Annotated in this window: 16 protein-coding genes and 2 pseudogenes; 16 read left to right on the top strand and 2 right to left on the bottom strand. The window is 39.7% G+C overall.

The genetic code is table 11. The features are described from left to right. Nucleotides 1–3: 3 nt before the first annotated feature. The 13 genes from BQ2633_RS09915 to BQ2633_RS09845 all read left to right on the top strand — a co-directional run bounded on the left by BQ2633_RS09915 (nt 4) and on the right by BQ2633_RS09845 (nt 9857). Complete coding sequence (locus BQ2633_RS09915) at nt 4–537, top strand: imm11 family protein (protein WP_075566816.1); 534 nt, start codon at nt 4–6, stop codon at nt 535–537. 1779 nt (nt 538–2316) lie between these two features. Next, a complete protein-coding gene (locus tag BQ2633_RS09900) occupies nt 2317–2739 on the top strand; it encodes a hypothetical protein (protein ID WP_075566810.1) in 423 nt (140 codons plus the stop codon). A 70-nt stretch (nt 2740–2809) separates the two neighbouring features. Then, complete coding sequence (locus tag BQ2633_RS09895) at nt 2810–3265, top strand: DUF4265 domain-containing protein (protein ID WP_075566809.1); 456 nt, start codon at nt 2810–2812, stop codon at nt 3263–3265. Nucleotides 3266–3487: 222 nt separating this feature from the next. Continuing rightward, a complete protein-coding gene (locus BQ2633_RS09890) occupies nt 3488–4117 on the top strand; it encodes an Imm43 family immunity protein (RefSeq protein ID WP_075566807.1) in 630 nt (209 codons plus the stop codon). A gap of 251 nt (nt 4118–4368) precedes the next feature. Continuing rightward, nucleotides 4369–4839, top strand: coding sequence for an Imm9 family immunity protein (gene imm9, locus BQ2633_RS09885; RefSeq protein WP_075566806.1), 471 nt, complete (start codon nt 4369–4371; stop codon nt 4837–4839). Between the two features lie 125 nt (nt 4840–4964). After that, a complete protein-coding gene (locus BQ2633_RS09880; protein WP_141700199.1) occupies nt 4965–5516 on the top strand; it encodes an imm11 family protein in 552 nt (183 codons plus the stop codon). Between the two features lie 235 nt (nt 5517–5751). Continuing rightward, the gene (locus tag BQ2633_RS09875; protein WP_075566803.1) at nt 5752–6351 is read left to right on the top strand and encodes a hypothetical protein; all 600 of its coding nucleotides are present in this window, start codon (nt 5752–5754) and stop codon (nt 6349–6351) included. An 83-nt stretch (nt 6352–6434) separates the two neighbouring features. Next, on the top strand, nt 6435–6980 hold the full coding sequence (locus BQ2633_RS09870) for an Imm15 family immunity protein (RefSeq protein ID WP_075566801.1): 546 nt from the start codon (nt 6435–6437) through the stop codon (nt 6978–6980). Between the two features lie 69 nt (nt 6981–7049). Then, nucleotides 7050–7313 carry a hypothetical protein gene (locus BQ2633_RS09865; RefSeq protein ID WP_075566799.1) on the top strand — a complete coding sequence of 88 codons (264 nt, stop codon included), beginning with the start codon at nt 7050–7052 and terminating at the stop codon, nt 7311–7313. Nucleotides 7314–7486: 173 nt separating this feature from the next. Next, entirely contained in the window at nt 7487–7984 is a 498-nt protein-coding gene (locus BQ2633_RS09860) for an Imm42 family immunity protein (protein WP_075566797.1), read from the top strand. A gap of 270 nt (nt 7985–8254) precedes the next feature. Continuing rightward, complete coding sequence (gene imm9 / locus BQ2633_RS09855; protein WP_075566795.1) at nt 8255–8746, top strand: Imm9 family immunity protein; 492 nt, start codon at nt 8255–8257, stop codon at nt 8744–8746. Nucleotides 8747–8770: 24 nt separating this feature from the next. Then, nucleotides 8771–9232, top strand: a complete 462-nt coding sequence (locus BQ2633_RS09850; protein WP_075566793.1) for a DUF4304 domain-containing protein — start codon at nt 8771–8773, stop codon at nt 9230–9232. Nucleotides 9233–9275: 43 nt separating this feature from the next. After that, nucleotides 9276–9857, top strand: a complete 582-nt coding sequence (locus BQ2633_RS09845) for an SMI1/KNR4 family protein (protein WP_075566792.1) — start codon at nt 9276–9278, stop codon at nt 9855–9857. Nucleotides 9858–11239: 1382 nt separating this feature from the next. On the opposite strand, the pseudogene BQ2633_RS09830 reads toward BQ2633_RS09845, so the two are convergent. After that, nucleotides 11240–11473 (bottom strand): annotated as a pseudogene (locus BQ2633_RS09830) (conjugal transfer protein TraG); the annotation flags it as partial. Beyond that, a pseudogene (locus BQ2633_RS09825) lies at nt 11461–11580 on the bottom strand (DUF3853 family protein); the annotation flags it as partial. The pseudogenes BQ2633_RS09825 and BQ2633_RS09830, both read right to left, overlap by 13 nt. Nucleotides 11581–12095: 515 nt before the next feature. Here BQ2633_RS09825 and BQ2633_RS09820 point away from each other — a divergent pair. The 3 genes from BQ2633_RS09820 to BQ2633_RS09810 all read left to right on the top strand — a co-directional run bounded on the left by BQ2633_RS09820 (nt 12096) and on the right by BQ2633_RS09810 (nt 19715). Beyond that, nucleotides 12096–13856, top strand: a complete 1761-nt coding sequence (locus BQ2633_RS09820) for a cation diffusion facilitator family transporter (protein ID WP_075566789.1) — start codon at nt 12096–12098, stop codon at nt 13854–13856. A 733-nt stretch (nt 13857–14589) separates the two neighbouring features. Further along, entirely contained in the window at nt 14590–18597 is a 4008-nt protein-coding gene (locus tag BQ2633_RS09815) for a rhoptry family protein (RefSeq protein WP_075566788.1), read from the top strand. Beyond that, complete coding sequence (locus tag BQ2633_RS09810) at nt 18594–19715, top strand: AAA family ATPase (RefSeq protein ID WP_075566786.1); 1122 nt, start codon at nt 18594–18596, stop codon at nt 19713–19715. Before BQ2633_RS09815 ends, BQ2633_RS09810 begins: the two co-directional genes overlap by 4 nt. Nucleotides 19716–19966: the final 251 nt, after the last annotated feature.

Raw genomic sequence — 19966 nt, 5'->3', positions numbered from 1 at the left:
GAAATGTATAGACTTCAACAACAAAGTGATATGGATTTTGTGCCATGTCACATCAGGAATCGCCAAAGGCAAGAAGAGTTATATGAATTTTTGATAGATGATAAGGAAGAACTTCTTCAGTATTCTCCAGTTCTGATCGCTGATAATAGATTGACATTGGAGTCCATCCAAAAGTTGGACTATCTCGAAAGTTTTTTGCCTGCTCCGATTTTCTCAGAACGAGCGAAAAAGAGAATTGAGCAAATTGTAGGAGAAGATGTTATCTTCTATCCTTGTAAGATAAGTCTTAGAGGAGAGTTATTGCAGTTTTACCTGGCTAAGATCTTTCGAAAGCTTCCAATATTAGATGTGGAGAATAGTCCATTTCGCACCTTATCCAATGGAAAAAAAATTCCCACATATCCTTATAAGTTTACCTCGCAAGATTTAGAGTTCACGCTCGCAAGAGATTGCTACTACCCTTCATTATTTGTTGTGTCTTCTAGGTTGCAAAAAGAAATGTATGGTTTGTCTTTAGATCTAGTTCCATTAATCTAAGAATGAAATAATTTTGACAGCATGCAGGATCTGATTTGTCACGTAAACGAGGGTTGCAAGATGTCGCGAAAGCACTGGACGTTCACTAATATTATCCGTTATATTGAGGAGTATGAAAGAAATCCTCTACTCATAGAAAGGATGAAGTGGAAATTTATTCCAGAGGGAGAGTGCATAGTTGAGTTCGTGGAGCTATGTAAGCATCTCGTCCTAGAACGAACTATTGATTCCAAGGAACCTCTAACTACAGCTATTTACTTGAGGTATTCTTCGCAATTGCTACTTAAAAAGAAGAGAGCAATCAGACGTCTTGGCATAGAGAAAGAAAACATTTCTGCAATCTTAAGACAGTGTGGTAGACATTATAAAGAGTATGGGGACGATGAGCATCGAGTCTTTTTTCTGGATACGGATGTGAATATATACTTCTGCAAACACTATCAATTACCTATGTACATTATACAAAGAATTGAATTCTCCAATAAAGAATCTAGACCTTTTATCCTCAAGGTTCTTCCAGGGAAAAAGGATGAATGGTAACTACTCCCGAGAAGACCTCGTCACAAAGGGGAGAGCTGGGACTTTATCTCATGATTTTGATGCTGAAATTGATTCAATATTGGTAAATCCTCATGGGAAGGATCCTAAAGCAAAAGGTGCTCAATTTCCGATAGTTAGCGATAAAACCACAGACATATTTTGACAAACACTAGGTTGTTGCTATAGATAGTCATTAGAATTATATTTTTATGGATGAGTTACTAATCTTCAAAGACAATCAGACTGGAGATAACGTTGGGATGTATTACAATACATGGTTGCTTATAATCAAATGTATTTTGATAGAATACGCGTATAAAACGACTGAGGAGGCAAATGAGGTTCTAAAAAGGCACTATTACAAAAAGCCAAAAAGCTATTATGAAGTCCTGTACCTGAGCCATGAAACCGAGTATCATTGGGCTATGCTCGGAGCTTACGGCGAACTGTATTGGTTAAAAGGAGTGAGTTCTCAAGCCCCTATTGACTATGATACTTGGTATAATAGTTTTATACGAAACAACAATTTGCCCTCCCCTTTTCAATGGTTCTAAGCGGGAGTAAAAGGGGACAAAAGTAGATTCCAGTTGTAAGGTTATATTCAAGGTATCAAAACTTCACAGAAGCCTTTTGGGGTTGACAATTAGGATGATGATTTGAGGTATCAGACCTCAAGGTGATATAGACGATCTGAGTATTTGCCTGTTGTCATTTGTGATGCCACAGCCCCCAATAGAAAGAGCAGAGCCACTGGGAAGGATAACATGGCACGTGTCAACGTAGGTGGCATCTTCGTTAAACACCTGGTAGCGCTGTAAAAGTGGACGTAAGAAACAAGTTCTGATATCCTCTTTGCAAGCGATAGGGACGAAGCCAACTTGCTGTCTACGATACTGTCTCTACTATAGATGGATTCGTGACAAGTTAAGGCACTCAGCATAGCTTCAACGAGAGTGTTAAAACTACTTTCAGGAGAGAGAGAGGTCCAAAAAAACTCCTATATTTGTGACTTAGTAAGTTCCACAGCTCTTGTTGGTTTTTCTTTCACCACAGAATAATGAGCTTTGCAATTCAGATACAAATTTAGGACACTATCCACTATCCCTTCGTTCAGTAACGCATGACAAGGAGCTCCAGAAGGAGGAAATTTGAAAAGGGACGACCGAATAGAAGATTAGCATTCTAAAGAACTAGAGCAAAGGCACACGATAGGAATGTAAACAAGATAATAGATTAGTTATGTATTCAGTTCGCATTCAGAATGGAGCTATATGGAATAGTTTCTTCGATATTGGAACGCTGACATCTGAAAATGAATATCTCTATATAGAAAGTCTATACATAGATTTATTGTTAGAGATTGCTCGTGAGATTGACGTTGCGTTCTTTGTTATAGCGGAATTTGAGAATTATGATTCGTTCCCTCTTAAGGATGGGCAAAATATTAGCTTGGAAAAACTTCCTTTTGTAGCTAAATCTATCCTCAGAGATAAGTGTTGGTGCAAGTTAGTCAATGATAGCATGGAGATCCATTTTGGCTATGATTATATTATGTATGTGGTAATCAATAAGGTCAATGTAAATATCAAGCCAATTCTTAATGAGTATACAGGAATGCTTGTGATAGACGAGAGAATGTCACCATACCTGGCGAATAGTTAAATGCTATGTCGAAGGTGCAATAGGCAGAAATCCAATCATAACGGTATAAATTTCAGGAAAAAGAATCGCGATGGCAGAGAAAAAAGTCAGACGCATGAGAAGAAATAAGATCTACTTCCAACTTGAAATGGATGAGGATGGATACCCACCATTTGATGTAGAGTCTCTATGGGTAAGCACTATTGATAAGGGAGTCGGCATTATTGACAACATACCTTTCTTTGTGAAAGGTATTGCTCTAGGTGATAGAGTTACTTTCGATGATGATTTTAACTTTGTCGCAGTAGAAGTCCCTGCTAATAATGCGACTATAAGAGTCTATTGCCCTAGTTGGGAAGAAGAAGTAGATATCAAGAATATACTCAAAGAAGAAAACTGCTCTTGGGAACTATCTCATCTATCCTCTTTGATTGCGATAAATGTCCCGAATGATAGTCTTGAGAAAGTACAGAGTTACCTGTTTGAAAGATCTGACATTGAGCCACTGTTTGCGTTTGAAAATGCAACAGATGGAAGACGCATCTAAGGGGCTACTGATGTCAGATAGCGAAGCTTCACGGAAATAAGCTGTATCATAGCTCAAGGCATAGAGGATATACAAAGATGGTTACAGGAAAGCTCAATAGCATAAAGAAAAGATTTGATATCGGGAAAATATCTCAAGAGGAGGCTGCAATGAATGTAAAAGCTCTCCAAAGGAGCCTTCGAAAAAAGATACGGAAAGGTAAGATTAAAACTAAAACATATAATGGCAGACTTGAGTAAATACTGGGCGTTAAAAGAGATAAAAGAGAGATGTGCACCTATCTCTATTTATGAGTGTGTTTTACATACAGCATTCTACGAAAAAGATCCTTGGAGCCTACGTCCAACTGATTATGGAGGTTGGACAGACGGAAAATGGGAACGAGTGGAATTACCCGAAGAGTTTTGGTTGATTAGTCCTGACAGGAAGTATAAGTTTGATTTAAGAGAGTACTATGATGGGTTCGTTGTCTCTGAACGATTTCTTTCTCTTTTGCTCTCAATGGAGGTTCAACCTTTCGTTTACAAGGAGGTATTCATAGTAAACAAGAGGAAGCAGTCTATTATTGAGAGTAAATACTACTACATACAGTTCTACCTCAAGACAGACGACCTTATTGACAAAGAAAAGTCTGTACTACAGCTAGAGAAGACTGGGTGGGTAAAGCGTATAGAACATCTCTGCATTAGAGAAGATGTCACTTGGGAAGCCTTTGTCATATCACCTAGTCCTATATCATTCACTTTGTTTGTTTCTGAGGAATTTCGTCAAAGATGCAAGGGAATGAAACTCATAGGAATAAAATTCTCCCCTTCAGAAGAAGCTGGACTTAATAGGTTTAGTTATGAATAGATTTGTGTCCTCTCTTAGAAGTCATCATAGTCTATACGAACCTCTCCTCACGTTCGCTTATGCCCCGTGGTTGCAGCACCCCGATCGAGGCTATTTTGATAGTGTAAGCACTCAGTTGGAGCTGAGTGTAGTAAGCCAGTTTTCTGTTAGTACGTAAGTTGCGTAAGAAGGGACTTAGCCTAGCACATAACCGAGGAAGAGATAAAATATCAAGTAGGATACAAGGGAAAGAAACCCTAAATAAAAAAGTCATGAAGGAGTATATTATATCATTTCCAAGTGAAATATCAAACCTAACAAGCCTAGAAATTAATCTGCAGGCTGTAGGAGTTAGGTTGAGCGAGATAGTAGATAAACTTGCGAAAGAACTTGATATGGGAGGAAGATCTTTGGTTATTTCCGTTATGACTAGAGCCTCGGATAGGGTTGGGGCAACTAAACGCTCTTTTCGCTGGGGAGAGCAGTATCGCTTATTTATCTCAATCCCCATTCCTAGTCATAAACAAACTAGATGGGGACTTCGAAAAGTAGAATGGTCTTTATGGAATCCGATATCAGACAGTAGGCACTTTTATTTCGTAGAAGAGATAGATTACTCAAGTTATAATACAATAGAGGACTACATTGTCGACGCAGCGACAAAAGCACTAATTCTACTTTTTACCAAAGGTGTAACATGTGGTGGGCATCGGATTAAATTCAGCAAATGCCCTTTAGGGTAACTTCTTCGATGACCCCGAACATAAGCTACGCAAGTACCTCCAAGGGGGTAAAATCGAGCAGTCGGGCAAGTGGACTCCATAAGAAACATCCCCGACTTATTACGAAAAACAGGATGGATATAAATATGAAATGGTGGCAAATACAATTCCCCGAAGAGGAAACTTCCTCAACACCCCTAGCTATCTCCCCAGGTGGGGGAAAAACTCTTATAGACTGGATGGAGGCAATCGAATCTAACAGAAGATTTCCATTCCAATACAGACTATCTCCCAAAATGTCATTGGACGACTATATCGCCGATGACTTGGGTGTACCATTATTCTCCGAACAAGTTCGAAATATCATAGATGAATTAATGACAGGCGAGGAGGGAATTGAGTGGTACGAAGTGCCCATAGTTCAGTCAGGAAATCAGTATCGTTATTTTGCTCCAAAATTCACTAGAACTCTTGATATACTTAATGAAGATAGTTCTCTTTATGGGGTGAATAAAAGCATATTGATTAAAGCAGTCCTCTCTACGGAGAAGATAAAAAAATACTCTATTGTCCCAATTGTTGGTTCCTCTGAGGCGTTTTTCTTCCCAACTAGAATAGCGATCTCTGACAGAGTCAAAAAGGCATTGAAAAAGGCACGAGTTAGCGGAATCAGTTTCTCCCCCATTAAAGTAGATTGATAGTTTTTATGCCTTGGGGCGTCGTCTCAGCAAGCCCGTCAGTGAATACACCCCCATTGGGTATGGAACTGCAATGTGCCGCTTGCACGAGTGAAACTCCAGCAGGGAATGGAAGAACGACGGCTGGCAACACTACGAGCTTGACCTCAGAACTTGTTTTTTCTGTTTATACATATAGAGTTCGCCACAGCTGGAATTACAGGCATTCAAAACGAACGTATAATCCATAAGTACAATGTATATCACAGCCTTTAGATGCACTATAGATGCTATCCAGAAAGCCTTGTTGGGTGTGATGAGTAAGACAGACCATTCTAATGGATGTCAAAGGATGCTCTCTCTTGATCCTCGAGGTGAGGAGCTATCTCTTTCTAATTTACAGTCACTATTATCACATAAAGAGGATGTCTCTCCCAATAGCTATACAGCATTCTTCTATAGACCACTGAATGCTCCTGATTTTGTATGTATGAGAACACGCCTTGAAGATGGTTGGCAGACGCTCTTCAATGTACTATCTTTGGAGTTGGCAGTAGAATCTTACAGAATATCTGCATCAAGTGGTAGGGGTGATTTTTATTGCTTTCAGTCTTATCAACAAGGCAAAGAACGTGTTGTCTATCTGATGAAGGATACTAAATGGATTTTCTATGAAAAAGGCGAAAGGCTTGCATTTGAACAAAGTGATATGTACACCAAACGGCGAATAAGAGACCGATTAAACGAGCCTATGCTGCTGGATTACTTGTTGCAGATCGGGCTTAATGCTCGTGATAGCTTGTTCTATCATTCCGAGGATAATATTTTGGTGTTTTATTATACTTGGGAAAGTTAGATATAAAGGGGAAATGATGGTCCAATTAATTTAGATGGCACTATACACGACAGTGACCCTAATTTTAGTAGAAAGACGAAAGAATGGATAAAACAGCACGGATGGAATTTATAACAGCAGAAGTTCATAGAAAGATTATTAATCAAGAGTTGTTTGATAATATTTCCAAGGTGAACGTCCTTGATGGTCAGTATGAGGAAATACCATTAATTACCAGGTATAAAAGTGTAGATTTCTTGAAGGATTATTTCAGTAACGAAGAAATCTCTTTATACCTTGCGTCAATGGCTCAAATGTTGCTGTTTGATAGTAGAACTTACTTTCGAAAGCTTTATTCATCGATGGAAGAGCGAAGGTTATTCAGTTGTTTGACCTTCGTTGACTTTGATGATGAAGTGGATGATGTCGGTTTTTGTATTCCAAATCTATTTTTTAGTACACTATCGACTGTGGAGTATCTGGATAACCCTCTAGATGATATGGGGTTTGATTGTAGATTTTCTACAACATATGCCCCAATACTTAAAGATAAACAAGTAAAGATCTATAAGACTATTACAGAGCAAGGAGGAGTGAATACTAACCGGATCTATCTCGTGTTTCCAGATGATTGTAATGGTAGATATTGATTGGCTATCTTGAAATTTGGAAAATACAAGAACATGGATAGAGTTCCCCCCTATTAATGAACTGATATAATGGAAGCATTTGGATATAGCAACAATGGACGAAAACTCCTAACTCTGAAGGAGGTTACACTCCATTTATCAAAAATGGAGCTAGATAGACTAATCGAGTTTCTTAAGATTGTTCGCTCCAGACATCAAGAAATTGCATTAGAGATCGGAGAGCAGGAAGAAGAGATAAATCCTGATGAACCACTAGGTTTTACTCACCTGAAAGACTGGATGAAAACAAATAAGGAGGATGTGGATTTAGTTATAAGCACTCATTTGTACTAATTTTGGAGCGCACACCTCTAACGCGAGGCGGTAAACGAACACGCTCGTGTGAGCTTCCGTTATGATGGTATGGGGCAACAAATAGCCCCAGAGGGATAAGAGGTCCCTAGAAGTATTTAAAAATTTGATAGCAAGGGAGAGATCCTAGCCTTGAATGCTATATACAAGAAGAAATGATTATCGGAGAAAAAACAACATTTGCGGTGGAGTTTTATGCCCTACTAGATACTATCCCTCCTTTTGGCCAAATTTGCTACTGGGTCGATGGAGAGGCTTATGGTGATATTGAATTAATTAGTACTTTAGGTTTGCTTTTCGGAGGACTAAATACAGAAAAGCAGAATACCAAACTATTCCTCAAAAAGAATATCCAACAAGAAGAGTTAGATAAAAAGGATTTTGATGACATATCGCTTCAGATTTTTGATAAGAAGAGTGTATCAGGGAGCTATGAATATTATGGATATCCTCTTACTGTTGAGGCTGCTGAATCCTTTGATGGTTATCACGTCTTCTTACTGCAAGATATACAACAAAACGCATGGATTATTGCAGAGGATTTTGAGAAACAGAGATATTGCTGTATCAATGTTAATGTCGATGATATTCAAAGTGTCTTTTGCAATCTCTCCAATAAAATTCATAATCTCTTGGAGCGGCACTATAAATAAGGCGTAGATAGACTCTCTGGTCTGCTGGATTTCCTATCCACTCGTCGTTTGGCAATCAATCTTACTTTATTATGTAAGGAGGGTCGGACTACGTCCAAGAGGAGCAGACTCTCCCGATTGCCTAAATAAATATACCACAATATAGGTTGATACTTCCTCTAAAAGGACTCTCTCTTCGCTTTGGATAGGCAACTGAAACTAGCAGGAACAAAGGAGAAGAGCTTCCTCTAAATAGGGAGAAAAAGTCTTATCATAAAAATAGTTAAGGTCATGAATATAAGAATAAGTTTTAGTTCAATGTTGATCAATACTCCTCTGGTTCAAGATATGCCACTTCTATTAAGTTTTATCAGCAAATACATTCAGCATATCGAAGGTATAGAGAAGTTAGACGGTTGGACTATGGTAATTTGTATAAACTATACAAGTATAAAAAATCATGGTTCTTTCCTCTGGATCTTTAAGAGAAGTATAACCTACAAGAACGATAAAGAGAAGGAGTTTACGATTCACTTACCCCTACCTTCTTCGATAGATAAGGATTGGGGGATAGGGTGGAAGCAAATTACTCCTCAGCTCCCCTTCAATGATGAGCGTTTTCACAAAATCGATATTGACCTAGATACCTACAACAGTCTGTACGATTATGTAAACGACTTGATTATTAAGGGTGTGCGTGAGCTTTTCGCAAGAGGATTTACTTTCGAGGGGGTAAAAATAAAGATAAAAGAAAATGAGACAATACATCCCTTAAATAGGTAATGCAATCTCTTAAAAAGCGAGATAATGGATCGAAAAAAAATAGCGGTAAGGGTTATAAAGGAAGAGCTTTCAGGATTTGGTTTTTCTCAGAATGGTAAAGAGTGGTTCTTAGGATCTGATGAAGTTGTTTTCGTTTTGGCGCTGCAAAAATCATCATTTGATGACTGCCTTTATTTTAATGTTGGCATCTATATCTATAGCTTATCAATGATTACCAGGACTCCCAAAGAAAGAGAATGTCATATTCGAACAAGACTTGAGGATCTATTTGTACATCAAATAGGTAGGACTCCTCCTAATCTTTATTATACAGATACTGATGAGGACTTCGAGAAGTCTCTCCGAATTCTTTTGAAGCAGTTTTTATGCCCATTACTCTCTCCCTTAACTAATATCTCTGGACTCAAAGAGCTGTATCGGAATAATGTGTTTTCAAAATCTCTCATTTCTCGTGAGGCCAGAGAAATAATCAGCAATCTGTCCTAACGATACAGAATATATATTTTAGCAATCTCATAATATCATAATCATGGAATATGAAAGATACATACAAGCTCTTATAGAAGAGCAAAAAGCCCTAGGGGCTGTAGAAGAGGAGGTGGTTTCAAGATATGGACATATACCTCTGGCAGGTCCAGAGGCATATAATATCTATACATTTGCACCCCTTACAGAAGAGCGACTTGCACTGGTGGAACAAAATATTGGAAGAGAAATCCCTTACCAATATAGAACATTTCTCACCCATGTTAGTAATGGGCTATACATATTCCACAGAGGGCTCTTTCTCTACGGACACCAAGGAAGCTTTAAAAGGGAACAGGGCGTTCAAGGTCCATTTGATTTATCGGATCCTAATGTGTATGAACGTCCTAAAAATGCAGATAAGAGTTGCTTCTTTTTTGCCTCTTACAGCAAAGATGGTTCTCGCTTATACATGAAGGATGATTCTGATAAAGTATATTATTGTGCTCGGCGAGATGCAACTCCACTCAAAGAGTGGAATAGCTTTTCTGAGATGCTCATAGAAGAGATTCAAAGACTTAAATCTCTACATGGCGCAGATGGAATGCTTCAAGTTCCAAGAGAAGAGACTCTCCCGATTGCCTAAATAAATATGCCTCAATATAGGTTGATACTTCTTCTAAAAGGACTCTCTTCTCTTTGGATAGAAAACTGAAACTAGCAGAGACCATAATTATAATGGTATTATAAAGCGATTAGTAGATGTAATAAAGTCAAGTTAATTCGATGTACTCGTCTTTCTTCGGATGCTATTTCGAGATTGATGAAGTAATAGGAGTATAGATATGAATACTTTCATAAGATTTCTCATCACTGTATGGCTGTTGCTGGGGTTCATCTCATGCCATAGTCACGAAGGAAATAAAAAAACATCAATGCAAAAGTTTCGGTCAAAAGGCCCAATAAACTATTTGCCAGCAGAACTCGATACTCTCTATCAGCCTCTTTCTCGAGATAGCTTCATATTACAAGAATTGCACGATGAATTTAGGAATCCAACAGAGAGGCTATTCCCAATGGAGCAACGAAAGGCACATAAGACATGGATTCTAGAATTCACTTGGAGAGAGAAAGCTGATAGTCTGATCACAGTATGGTATATAAGAGAAGCTGATACATTAAAACGTCTCAGATATTTCAGGTACTCAGAGTTCGACATTTTCTAATATAAAGACTCCTTAATCAGCCCCTTATGTTACCTATCCTCTTGAAGTTACTCTTGGCATTTCTATGCTTTGGACTACTTCATTTGAGTTACCATTTCGAGCTAGATGCAGCGGGTCATGTGATGCGCGAGCAAGGCTTCGACATATAGTACCGTACCTACAAGCGCGACAGTGCCGGTCGTGTGTTCAAGGAGTTCCTCCCCAGTGGCAAGTTCAAAGAGAACGAGTATGCCAAGTGTGGTCGAGTAGTTAAGACTAGAGTAAGTGGAGGTAGAATACGACAAGTTAGCAAGATAGAAAATCAGGAAGAACTGAACTTCAAGTAAGTAGATGTAATAAAGTCAAGTTAATTCGATGTACTCGTCTTTCTTCGGATACTATTTCGAGATTGATGAAGTAATAGGAGTGTAGATATGAATACTTTCATAAGATTTCTCGTCACTATATGGCTATTGCTGGGATTCATCTCATGCCATAGTCACAAAGGAAATAAGAAGACATCAATGCAACAGCTTCGTTCGAAAGTTCCAATAAGCTACCTACCAGGTGAGCTAGATAGTCTCTATAAGACTCTTTACCGAGATAGTTTTATTTTGCAAGAGAAGCATGACGAATTTAGACACCCTGTTGAACAGCAGTTTCCAATGAAACAACGCCTGGCACATGATACATGGATTCTAGAATTCACTTGGAGAATTAAAGATGATACTCTTATCACTGTTTGGTATATCAGAGAGTCCGATACCTTACGCATCTTGGATAGATATATATACTCCGAGCACGCTGAGTTTTAAGCATCTCTCTACTCCTTAACCAGTCCCTTTAGATTCGGGTCATTCTTGATTCGCTCGATCTCACTAGCGACAAGGCTCAGCACCTCTTGTTTAACCCGCTTATAGTTGGCTTCGATAGTCTCACGGAGATTGTCGGAGCCATCTTCGTTTGTGAAGTCAGCGATGATGGGAATGGGCTGATAGGCTTTCATATCGGCAAAGACTTTGGTGGAGTCTACAACTATCTCAGCGTGGAAGATTTTACTGTGCCCTCTCCCTCATCGTGTGTTTTTCCGTGTTGTGCCAGAAATAGAAGTTCTTCTCCTGTCATCTGCCACACAGGTTTGTCGAGTAACTCATGTAGTGTCATAGCATATAGTTGTTATTTGTGCGTTGATGTCGCATTGTTTTTTATGATGTTTTCCGAGCCTTCGGGAGCCCTTCTGAAAGGCTCTGACACTGCAAAAGAACTTAGTTTTTAGGCTACAAACAAGAAAAGGAGAAAATGGGGAAATATAGGGATGAATAGGAAAGTCCTCCAACGTTCCAATGGCTAAAAATCAGTGAAATAGACTGTCATTGATGCGTGTTTCTCATAGAAGTTACTCCGTATATGTAAAATGTCATGTCTTTTATGCTTTTCCCTGCCTATTAGTTCGTATTTTTGTAGGTAAAAATAGAGTGAGGCTACAAAGAGGGTTATATTTACCTTTAGAAAATCCGCTTGAAATAGAGGCACATTGACATGTTTTATCTAGTTGTTTGGGCTTAGTTCCAGTAATACTAACGTTGATAGTTGCATCCATAAGTAGCCTATTTTGTTACGATATTAAAGTAGCAGACATGCTCAATGTTTCATCCAAAGAATAAATAAGATAATTAACGATGAATAAGAACCAGAATCAACTCAACGAATGGGCTGAATTAGATTGCGACTCCATTGACTTTGATGACCTTGAAAGTAAGCTGAACTCTGAATTGGAGGAACAGATGGCGGATTTGGAGGGTTTGGAACTCGATAGAGAAAAAATAGGCAATCCAGATACCATCGGTCATGTCGTTATGAATGTTGTATGGGAGCAGTTTATCAATCAAATCGGGGTTATTGCCGGTGAAGACTTCATCAAAGAAAACCGCGGACTGACATTGGACTTGCGCGATTCGGCTCACATCCAAACTACAGACAATTTTGCGGAAGGAAAAATTGCGACTCATAATGATAAAATTGATTATCAGCAAAGGTATGACGATTGGCAAGGAAATTTTCAGCATGATGAAAATGGAAGTATTATAACTCATCAAACTAGATCAGGCAAAGAAGAAGCAACTTTAGATAGGGGAGCGAGAAGACCATTTGATCAAGGAAGACCAGCAGGTTTTGTTGAACGTAGTACTGATATGGACCACACTGTCTCCGCAGGTGAAATCATCCGCGATCCAGCGGCAAATGCTCATTTGACAAAAGATGAGCAAATAACATTTGCTAATAGTGATGCCAATCTAAATGAGATGAATGCAAGTCACAATCGCTCAAAGGGAGACAAAACAATGAGCGATTGGCTTGATAATCCGAACTCCAACGGTCAGACCCCAAAGGATATATATGCAGACCCGATGGATAAGACTTATTTGAGTGACGAGAAAGAACAAGAATATCGGGATAAGGATGCAGAGGCGCGAGCGGAGTATGAGAAACAGAAGAAAGAAGGAGAGAAGCGGTCTATTGAAACGGGCAAAAAATCTCAGAAAGACGAAGCTCTACGTATTGGTCATAAAGCACTTCGATCTGTCGTTATGGGACTTTTGGCTTCTCTCATCAAAGATATTATCCGCAAGCTAATTTCTTGGTTCCGCCTTGGAAACAGAAAGATTAGAACGTTTATAGATAGTGTTAAAGAAGCAATAAATTCTTTTGTGTCAAATTTAAAAGGACATTTGCTTAATGCAGGCAACACCTTTGTGACAACAATTGCCACTGCTATATGTGGCCCTATTATTGGCATGATTAAAAAAGCATGGCTTTTCCTTGTACAGGGATGTAAGTCTGTAAATGAAGCAATCAATTTTCTGAAAGACCCAGCTAATAAAAACATGCCGTTTAGTCTGAAAATGATGGAAGTAGGCAAAATTATTATTGTTGGTTTCACTGCTGGAGGTGCAATTGTTTTAAGCGAAGTGATTGAGAAGGGACTTCTGTCTATACCTGGATTTGCGATTGAAATTCCACTATTGGGAAGTCTTGCTAGTCTTGTTGGTATGTTCCTTGGTGCTCTTGTCAGCGGTCTTATAGGTGCTTTAGCACTAAATCAGATTGATAGACTTATAGCAAAGAAACTAAAAAGAATCAACACCCAACAACAGATTGAGAAGAGAAATGAAATCCTTGCAACCCAAGGTCAACAAAATAAAGTAGCAGCAAAGAAAGTAGAAAAGACTAGAGATAAAACGATAACAAGTATCAAGGAAAGACATGCAGCAGCAGCAGAAATAATAGAAGAGTCAATAAAAAAGATAATGAGTAACTCTGAAGATATTGCTGCAGAACCTATCGAAGATGCAGAAGTAATCGAAGAAAATGAAAACGGTATTTCAGAGAATAACGATACTTTTGATCATATTTTCAGTGATTTAGAATCATTAAGTTAGTATGGCAAACGAAATCATAAAACCCAAGGATTTTGAAGACGCGAAGAATAAGATTCATTCGTTGTCGAAGAAAGAACCCAATGTATCCCTACAGAACTTTCCAACAGAGGGTTCTATATTTCCATGGAATAAGCATAATATAACTGGTGATGAAGTAAATAAATTGTTAGTATCTCCTCTGCAAAGTACTTTAATAGAACAAAATTCGACGATAAAATCCCTTTTCGAGATTGCAGACGAGGTTTATAAGGCGTTAGAATCCTTGGATAAAGAATATATAAAAGGTATAATTACTGCTATAAAGTCTGCTGAAGCTGCTAGCAATCAAGCAAAAAAAGCGAGCGACAAAGCAAATACTGCAAGTGGTCAGGCGCTTGAAGCAAGTCGTAAAGCATTTGACGCTTCAACAAAGGCTACAATTGCACAAGCTGATATAAAAAAAACAATTGAAGCATTGCAGACTACGGTTAGGATTTTGAAAGAGTTTAAAGAGAAGGCAACAAAGGATTTGTCCTCAGTCGCTTCTCTGAATACAGAAATCTCATCTGTTAATAGCAAAATACAATCTATAGAAAATGAGATTAATGATTTTGCAGCTTCTACTCAGGAAATAAAGGACATCCAATCATTCTTGTCGAGCCTTACTCATATTAAGGATATTGATCAAATCTGGACTGATTTGACAAGTAGTCGTGAGGTTGTAAAAGGGCTAATAGATACTCTTACTCCATTTATGTATGAAGTCAATCAAGCCACCTCACGCATTGACACCGACATAGAGGCCTTGAAGCAGTACCGCACTATCCTCGAAACATACCAGCACCTTGGAGATGTTGATGCGATGTGGAACGATGTGGAAGAACACAAGACCAATCTTGAAGACTTTCATAAGCAGGTTGATGCCTTTGTTGAGAAAGTCAATCAATCCACCTCACGCATTGATACCGACATTGATGCCTTGAAGCAGTACCGCACTATGCTCGAAACATACCAGCACCTCGAAGATGTGGATGCGATGTGGAACGATGTGGAAGAACACAAGACCAACCTTGAAGACTTTCATAAGCAGGTTAACGACTTTATTGAGAAAGTCAATCAAGCCACCTCACGCATTGACACCGACATAGAGGCCTTGAAGCAGTACCGCACTATCCTCGAAACATACCAGCACCTTGGAGATGTTGATGCGATGTGGAACGATGTGGAAGAACACAAGACCAATCTTGAAGACTTTCATAAGCAGGTTGATGCCTTTGTTGAGAAAGTCAATCAATCCACCTCACGCATTGATACCGACATTGATGCCTTGAAGCAGTACCGCACTATGCTCGAAACATACCAGCACCTCGAAGATGTGGATGCGATGTGGAACGATGTGGAAGAACACAAGACCAACCTTGAAGACTTTCATAAGCAGGTTAACGACTTTATTGAGAAAGTCAATCAAGCCACCTCACGCATTGACACCGACATAGAGGCCTTGAAGCAGTACCGCACTATCCTCGAAACATACCAGCACCTTGGAGATGTTGATGCGATGTGGAACGATGTGGAAGAACACAAGACCAATCTTGAAGACTTTCATAAGCAGGTTGATGCCTTTGTTGAGAAAGTCAATCAATCCACCTCACGCATTGATACCGACATTGATGCCTTGAAGCAGTACCGCACTATGCTCGAAACATACCAGCACCTCGAAGATGTGGATGCGATGTGGAACGATGTGGAAGAACACAAGACCAACCTTGAAGACTTTCATAAGCAGGTTAACGACTTTATTGAGAAAGTCAATCAAGCCACCTCACGCATTGACACCGACATAGAGGCCTTGAAGCAGTACCGCACTATCCTCGAAACATACCAGCACCTTGGAGATGTTGATGCGATGTGGAACGATGTGGAAGAACACAAGACCAATCTTGAAGACTTTCATAAGCAGGTTGATGCCTTTGTTGAGAAAGTCAATCAATCCACCTCACGCATTGATACCGACATTGATGCCTTGAAGCAGTACCGCACTATGCTCGAAACATACCAGCACCTCGAAGATGTGGATGCGATGTGGAACGATGTGGAAGAACACAAGACCAACCTTGAAGACTTTCATAAGCAGGTTAACGACTTTATTGAGAAAGTCAATCAAGCCACCTCACGCATTGACACCGACATAGAGGCCTTGAAGCAGTACCGCACTATCCTCGAAACATACCAGCACCTTGGAGATGTTGATGCGATGTGGAACGATGTGGAAGAACACAAGACCAATCTTGAAGACTTTCATAAGCAGGTTGATGCCTTTGTTGAGAAGGTCAATCAATCCACCTCACGCATTGATACCGACATTGATGCCTTGAAGCAGTACCGCACTATGCTCGAAACATACCAGCACCTCGAAGATGTGGATGCGATGTGGAACGATGTGGAAGAACACAAGACCAACCTTGAAGACTTTCATAAGCAGGTTAACGACTTTATTGAGAAAGTCAATCAAGCCACCTCACGCATTGACACCGACATAGAGGCCTTGAAGCAGTACCGCACTATCCTCGAAACATACCAGCACCTTGGAGATGTTGATGCGATGTGGAACGATGTGGAAGAACACAAGACCAATCTTGAAGACTTTCATAAGCAGGTTGATGCCTTTGTTGAGAAGGTCAATCAATCCACCTCACGCATTGATACCGACATTGATGCCTTGAAGCAGTACCGCACTATGCTCGAAACATACCAGCACCTCGAAGATGTGGATGCGATGTGGAACGATGTGGAAGAACACAAGACCAACCTTGAAGACTTTCATAAGCAGGTTAACGACTTTATTGAGAAAGTCAATCAAGCCACCTCACGCATTGACACCGACATAGAGGCCTTGAAGCAGTACCGCACTATCCTCGAAACATACCAGCACCTTGGAGATGTTGATGCGATGTGGAACGATGTGGAAGAACACAAGACCAATCTTGAAGACTTTCATAAGCAGGTTGATGCCTTTGTTGAGAAGGTCAATCAATCCACCTCACGCATTGATACCGACATTGATGCCTTGAAGCAGTACCGCACTATGCTCGAAACATACCAGCACCTCGAAGATGTGGATGCGATGTGGAACGATGTGGAAGAACACAAGACCAACCTTGAAGACTTTCATAAGCAGGTTAACGACTTTATTGAGAAAGTCAATCAAGCCACCTCACGCATTGACACCGACATAGAGGCCTTGAAGCAGTACCGCACTATCCTCGAAACATACCAGCACCTTGGAGATGTTGATGCGATGTGGAACGATGTGGAAGAACACAAGACCAATCTTGAAGACTTTCATAAGCAGGTTGATGCCTTTGTTGAGAAGGTCAATCAATCCACCTCACGCATTGATACCGACATTGATGCCTTGAAGCAGTACCGCACTATGCTCGAAACATACCAGCACCTCGAAGATGTGGATGCGATGTGGAACGATGTGGAAGAACACAAGACCAACCTTGAAGACTTTCATAAGCAGGTTAACGACTTTATTGAGAAAGTCAATCAAGCCACCTCACGCATTGACACCGACATAGAGGCCTTGAAGCAGTACCGCACTATCCTCGAAACATACCAGCACCTTGGAGATGTTGATGCGATGTGGAACGATGTGGAAGAACACAAGACCAATCTTGAAGACTTTCATAAGCAGGTTGATGCCTTTGTTGAGAAGGTCAATCAATCCACCTCACGCATTGATACCGACATTGATGCCTTGAAGCAGTACCGCACTATGCTCGAAACATACCAGCACCTCGAAGATGTGGATGCGATGTGGAACGATGTGGAAGAACACAAGACCAACCTTGAAGACTTTCATAAGCAGGTTAACGACTTTATTGAGAAAGTCAATCAAGCCACCTCACGCATTGACACCGACATAGAGGCCTTGAAGCAGTACCGCACTATCCTCGAAACATACCAGCACCTCGAAGATGTGGATGCGATGTGGAACGATGTGGAAGAACACAAGACCAATCTTGAAGACTTTCATAAGCAGGTTAACGACTTTATTGAGAAAGTCAATCAAGCCACCTCGCGCATTGATACCGACATTGAGGACTTGAAGCAGTACCGCACTATGCTCGAAACATACCAACACCTTGGAGATGTTGATGCAATGTGGAACGATGTGGAAGAACACAAGACCAACCTTGCAGACTTTCATAAGCAGGTTGATGCCTTTGTTGAGAAGTTCAATCAAGCCACCTCACGCATTGACACCGACATTGAGGACTTGAAGCAGTACCGCACTATGCTCGAAACATACCAACACCTTGGAGATGTTGATGCGATGTGGAACGATGTGGAAGAATACAAGACCAACCTTGAAGACTTTCATAAGCAGGTTGATGCCTTTGTTGAGAAAGTCAATCAAGCCACCTCACGCATTGATACCGACATTGAGGAATTGAAGCAGTACCGCACTATACTCGAAACATACCAGCACCTTGGAGATGTTGATGCAATATGGAGCGATGTGGAAGAACACAAAACCAATCTTGAAGACTTTCATAAGCAGGTTGACGACTTCATAAGGGAAACTCGTTCCGAGCACGCGAGAATTTATGACTTAATTCATCAGATGGAAGCTGATAACGACTTTACGCGAAAGCAATACAATAAAAAAATCAAAATCGCATACTGGATAAGTGGCAGTGCTGCTGGACTTACTGTTATAAACTATATTCTTCAGATTATTGGGGTTTTATGAACCATAATCAATACGAAAAGGCATTAGTTGACAATGCAACATATTTGGACACTGTTACTAAAGGTGATGGTAGAATTATTGATTGTGCCAAATTAATTGTAGAACACAATGACAAGGAGGCAATCAAACTGTGTCAATACATAAACATAGCAACAGAATACAAAAATGCTCAAATAACAAAGATAGCAATATCAGTTAAAGAAGCTCTTATTAAATTCTATGGCCATAGACAATTGAGAAGTATTTGTTCTAATGAAATAGTTCGCGAAAAGGACTATAGTCTGGAAGAGTTAATGAGCCAATTAAACTCATTGATTGGTTTGGAGAAGGTGAAATCAAAGGTTAACGACCTTATTGCGTTCCAAAAAGTACAACTATTGAGGAAGGCAAAAGGACTTCATACTCCTAAGAGCACAATGCATTTAGCGTTCACAGGCAATCCTGGTACTGGTAAGACTACTGTTGCAAGAATTGTCGGGAGAATTTATAAAAAGATTGGGCTTCTTTCAAAGGGGCATTTTATGGAAGTATCAAGAACAGACCTTATAGCTGGCTACCAAGGACAAACAGCCCTTAAAGTGAAAGAGGTGATAGAGAAGGCTAAAGGCGGGGTATTATTTATCGATGAAGCATATAGCATAACAGAAAACGACCATAGTGATTCGTACGGACGTGAATGTCTTACAGAATTAACTAAAGCACTAGAGGACTACCGACAAGATCTTGTTGTTATAGTTGCGGGATATTCTGACCCGATGAAACAGTTCTTTGATTCTAATCCTGGACTGAAATCTCGATTCAACACCTTTATAGAATTTGAAGACTATAATGACAATGAGCTTTTTGACATTCTCCAAAGTATGTGTATGAAAGAGGATTATATGCTTTCAGAAGAACTTAAACAACTAATAAAGAATAGTCTGAAGAAAGACACTTTAAATCAAGAAAGCAAATTCTCTAATGGGAGATTCATCCGTAACTTATTTGAAGAAATGATAATGAAACAAGCAAGAAGACTAGCTACCAATGTAGCCCCAACTATAGAAGACTTGAAAACATTATATCCAGCAGATTTTTCGATAACAAACCAAAACTCCAAAGAACAACATCTGTTGTAGAGAACCTCCAACAAAGGCTTATAAGATAAATTCTGCTGTTCTCCCTATGAGAATAGAGAATCTTTTCAACAAACAACTTTTCGGGCGTAAAAAAGGGTGTAAATCGCATAACTTGCTGATTTACACCCTTGTTTGCGGAGAGAGAGGGAAAGGAACGAACCTCTCTTATTTCGTTGTATTACAGTCCTTTAGTAAATTCAGTCAAGTGGTAGTGTAGCAATTATGTAGCAGTTTTTTGACTACCTTATGAC

Source organism: Ihuprevotella massiliensis, assembly GCA_900095835.1.
GTDB classification, from domain to species: Bacteria; Bacteroidota; Bacteroidia; order Bacteroidales; family Bacteroidaceae; genus Alloprevotella; species Alloprevotella massiliensis.
Note: the sequence above shows the minus strand (reverse complement) of the source record. Positions and strands in the feature narration are given on the sequence as shown.

Excerpts from the sequence above, each read along its gene's own strand:
- BQ2633_RS09915 (WP_075566816.1), top strand. The coding sequence starts at position 4 with ATGTATAGACTTCAACAACAAAGTGATATGGATTTTGTGCCATGTCAC.
- BQ2633_RS09900 (WP_075566810.1), top strand. The coding sequence starts at position 2,317 with ATGTATTCAGTTCGCATTCAGAATGGAGCTATATGGAATAGTTTCTTC.
- BQ2633_RS09895 (WP_075566809.1), top strand. The coding sequence starts at position 2,810 with ATGGCAGAGAAAAAAGTCAGACGCATGAGAAGAAATAAGATCTACTTC.
- BQ2633_RS09890 (WP_075566807.1), top strand. The coding sequence starts at position 3,488 with ATGGCAGACTTGAGTAAATACTGGGCGTTAAAAGAGATAAAAGAGAGA.
- imm9 (WP_075566806.1), top strand. The coding sequence starts at position 4,369 with ATGAAGGAGTATATTATATCATTTCCAAGTGAAATATCAAACCTAACA.
- BQ2633_RS09880 (WP_141700199.1), top strand. The coding sequence starts at position 4,965 with ATGAAATGGTGGCAAATACAATTCCCCGAAGAGGAAACTTCCTCAACA.
- BQ2633_RS09875 (WP_075566803.1), top strand. The coding sequence starts at position 5,752 with ATGTATATCACAGCCTTTAGATGCACTATAGATGCTATCCAGAAAGCC.
- BQ2633_RS09870 (WP_075566801.1), top strand. The coding sequence starts at position 6,435 with ATGGATAAAACAGCACGGATGGAATTTATAACAGCAGAAGTTCATAGA.
- BQ2633_RS09865 (WP_075566799.1), top strand. The coding sequence starts at position 7,050 with ATGGAAGCATTTGGATATAGCAACAATGGACGAAAACTCCTAACTCTG.
- BQ2633_RS09860 (WP_075566797.1), top strand. The coding sequence starts at position 7,487 with ATGATTATCGGAGAAAAAACAACATTTGCGGTGGAGTTTTATGCCCTA.
- imm9 (WP_075566795.1), top strand. The coding sequence starts at position 8,255 with ATGAATATAAGAATAAGTTTTAGTTCAATGTTGATCAATACTCCTCTG.
- BQ2633_RS09850 (WP_075566793.1), top strand. The coding sequence starts at position 8,771 with ATGGATCGAAAAAAAATAGCGGTAAGGGTTATAAAGGAAGAGCTTTCA.
- BQ2633_RS09845 (WP_075566792.1), top strand. The coding sequence starts at position 9,276 with ATGGAATATGAAAGATACATACAAGCTCTTATAGAAGAGCAAAAAGCC.
- BQ2633_RS09820 (WP_075566789.1), top strand. The coding sequence starts at position 12,096 with ATGAATAAGAACCAGAATCAACTCAACGAATGGGCTGAATTAGATTGC.
- BQ2633_RS09815 (WP_075566788.1), top strand. The coding sequence starts at position 14,590 with ATGTATGAAGTCAATCAAGCCACCTCACGCATTGACACCGACATAGAG.
- BQ2633_RS09810 (WP_075566786.1), top strand. The coding sequence starts at position 18,594 with ATGAACCATAATCAATACGAAAAGGCATTAGTTGACAATGCAACATAT.